General features: G+C 74.2%; 5 protein-coding genes. 2 read left to right on the forward strand and 3 right to left on the reverse strand.

What is annotated here, in order from left to right; translation table 11 throughout:
- The coding region (locus FH969_RS14660; protein ID WP_180359828.1) for an ADP-ribosylglycohydrolase family protein at positions 1-652 on the reverse strand (652 nt) is incomplete at its 3' end.
- Between the two features lie 147 nt (positions 653-799).
- Between FH969_RS14660 and FH969_RS16090 the strand changes: the two genes are divergently transcribed.
- Entirely contained in the window at positions 800-1,603 is an 804-nt protein-coding gene (locus tag FH969_RS16090; RefSeq protein WP_342777042.1) for a DUF488 family protein, N3 subclade, read from the forward strand.
- Positions 1,604-1,681: 78 nt separating this feature from the next.
- Here the strand turns inward: FH969_RS16090 and FH969_RS14675 are convergent, their stop codons facing one another.
- A complete protein-coding gene (locus FH969_RS14675; RefSeq protein ID WP_342777043.1) occupies positions 1,682-2,116 on the reverse strand; it encodes a type II toxin-antitoxin system PemK/MazF family toxin in 435 nt (144 codons plus the stop codon).
- Positions 2,077-2,283 carry a ribbon-helix-helix domain-containing protein gene (locus FH969_RS14680; RefSeq protein ID WP_234417425.1) on the reverse strand — a complete coding sequence of 69 codons (207 nt, stop codon included), beginning with the start codon at positions 2,281-2,283 and terminating at the stop codon, positions 2,077-2,079. Before FH969_RS14680 ends, FH969_RS14675 begins: the two co-directional genes overlap by 40 nt.
- A gap of 131 nt (positions 2,284-2,414) precedes the next feature.
- Here FH969_RS14680 and FH969_RS14685 point away from each other — a divergent pair.
- Positions 2,415-3,008 (forward strand): SWIM zinc finger family protein (locus tag FH969_RS14685; RefSeq protein ID WP_425462470.1); only part of this gene is annotated, 594 nt, incomplete at its 3' end.

The following is a 3,008-nucleotide window of genomic DNA, read 5'->3' on the forward strand; positions in this document are numbered from 1 at the left end:
AGGCCGCGACGTCGTCGAACGCGGGATACTCCCCCGTCAGCACCGTGTGCCGGATCATGAGGCACCACAGCGCGCTGGACTCACCCGCGTCGGCCTCGACGTGCGTGAGGCGCGCGACGGCGAGCGCCGCCGCCACCAGTGCCTCGGGATCGTCGAGGTAGGCGACGGCGACCGGCCCGGTCCGCATGAGCGCGCCGTTGCCGGCGCTGCGACCCGTGCGGTCGTGCACGGCCTGCGCAGCCGCGCGCATCGTTGCGGCCGAGGCGCCGGCGCCTGCCGCGGCCAGGACGGCGCGGGTCTGGATCCCGATGTCGGCGGGCCCGTCCGCGTACCACTGCGCAAACCCGCCTGCCACGGCGTCGAGACCGGCCTCGGTGCGCAGGTCGTACTCGGCCGCCGCCCGCGCGATGGCCACCGCCTGTGCGGTGTCGTCCGTCCACTCCCCGGGCGCGAAGTCCCCCAGCCCACCGCCGATCATGTCCGGCACGAGGTCGGGCGGAACGCTCGAGAACTCGTACCCCGCCCCCAGCGCGTCACCCAGCGCGGACGTGAGCACGACGGCGATCGCCCGGTCCCGCTGCCCCTCGTCCAGTCCCGCGCCCCTCGCCTCGCGCGACGACGACACCGACGCGAACCCGTGCTCCCCGGCCATGCCGGTCACCGTATCTCTCCCGTCCGACAGCGCTAGGGCGCGGCGAGCATCAAGTCCACCCCGCTACTCTCGGCTCGACGCCGCCTCGCCCCGGCGAGCCACTGGGCCGAGGTGCGCGACGCCGTCGTCCGTCCGGAGGGAAACGCCGTGCCGACCGTCCAGCTCAAGCGGGTCTACGACGACCCGGCCCCCGAGGACGGCTACCGCATCCTCGTGGACCGCCTCTGGCCGCGCGGCCTCACGCACGCGCGCGCGGACCTGGACCTCTGGCTCAAGGACGTCGCCCCCACGCCCGCGCTGCGCACCGAGTGGCACCACGAGCCCGAGCGCTTCGAGGAGTTCGCCGACGCCTACCGCGCCGAGCTCGACGGCGAGCCCGACACCCGCGACGCCCTCGCCGAGCTGCGGCTCGCGATCCGCGTGCACGACGTCGTCACGCTGCTCTTCGGCGCGCGCGACCTCGACGTCAACCACGCCGTCGTGCTGCGCGACTACCTCCTCGCCCACCCCGATCCCCGCTCGGACGCTCCCGACGGCGAGCAGCCGTCCGCGGACACGTCACCCGAGCCCACGCCCGCGCCCGTGGCGCCCGACGGAACCCCCGCGCAACCGCAGGTCAACGACCTGGCGGCGCTCGCCGTCGAGCACCTCGAGCGCGCGCACCGCGCCCCTGCGGGTCGGTCGGCCACGTCGATCGCGCACGGGCGCGGGCACGCGCTGCGCCAGACGCTCATCGCGCTCACGGCCGGCAGCGCGCTCGCCGACCACGACGCACCCGGCGAGGCGACGCTGCAGGTCCTGCGCGGGCACGCCCGCCTCACCACCGCCACCGAGAGCTGGGACCTTGCCGACGGCGCGCTCGTCGCAATCCCGCACGAGCGGCACGGGCTGTCGGCGATCGAGGACACGGTCGTGCTGCTCACGGTGGTCGTGACGCCGCACGCCGGCTGATCGGAACGGGACGAGGGCGGTAGCGAACCCCGCACTCGCGGGTGGTCCCCGGCGCGCCCTCGCGTGCTCCGTGCGCGTCTACAAGCCGAGGTGCAGACGCAGCGCGTCCTCCAGCCGCGCCATCGTGTCGGGGCGTAGGCGTCCGGCCCGCGAGACGAGGCGCCGCACGTCGACGGACCGCACCTGCTCCGCCTGAGCCTTGGAGTCCTGGCGAAGGCCGTGACCCACCTCCTCACTCGCCGGGATGACGACCTGGAAGGGCAGCACGCGCGTCAGCGTCGTGGTGAGCGGGACCACCGTCACCACGCCTCGGCCGAGCGAGGCGGCGGCCGAGTTGGCGCCGTCGTTGCTCACGACGACCGCGGGTCTTCGACTGTCCGCCTCACTGCCCACAGCAGGAGCCAGGTCGACCCACCAGATCTCTGCGCGCCGCGGAGGGTGCGTCACCGCATCGCGTGCCCCGAGGTGTCCGTTCACGCCTGACTCATGCCGTCGGCGACGGCGACGTCCCACGCCGCGGCCTCCTCGACGCCGTCGTCGAACGCCTGCTCGTACGCGCTGGTCAGCGACTCCGCGCGCAGTGCTCGGACTGCCTGCGCGACCGCGGCCGAGCGCGACGCTAGACCGTGCCCGCGTGTGAACGCGTCGAGAAACTCGACGTCCGCGATCGGAAGGCTCACACTCAGTTTCATACTCTTGATACTACCCTGGTACTACCCTGGAAGTGCTCAGGAGGGCGTCCCGACCGCCCCTGTCCACAGCCCGCCACCCGCCGCGCACGCGCGTCGGTGGTGCGACCTACGCTCGTCGGGTGCACGCCCCCATCGAGCTCGTCGGCATCGTCGGCCGGCACGCCTTCGACGCGGGCACCGCCTACGCCCGGCAGCATCGCGCGGTCGTGCGGCGGCACGACGCCGAGGCGCGGGTCGTCACGGGGAACGTCGAGGGCAGCGGGCGCTACGTCTACTCCTCGACCGCCTTCTACGACCTCACCCGCAACGGCACGATCGTCTCCTTCGACGGCCGCTGCTCGTGTCCGGTCCAGGCCGACTGCAAGCACACCGTCGCCCTCCTCATCACCGCGCTCGAGCAGCAGCGCGCGGCGCAGGGTCGACCCGTCGTCAGCGCCTGGCGCTCCCGGCTCGAGGGGATCTTCCCCGACCCCGCGGCCACCGGCTACGAACCCCTCGCACTCGTCCTCGACTTCCAGGCTCCCCCGCCGGAGCGCGACACGGGCGGTCACCGCTCGGCGTGGCAGGTCGTCACCGAGGGCGGCCTCCAGGCCCGCCCGATGCGGCGCGGCAAGCGCGGCACGTGGATCGCATCGGGCGCGTCGTGGGCGGAGATCCAGCGCTCGGCCGTGCCGTCCGCGGAGCCCGCGCAGCTCGACGCGCTCGCCGCCCTC

This window comes from Miniimonas arenae (genome assembly GCF_006351005.1).
GTDB lineage: Bacteria > Actinomycetota > Actinomycetes > Actinomycetales > Beutenbergiaceae > Miniimonas > Miniimonas arenae.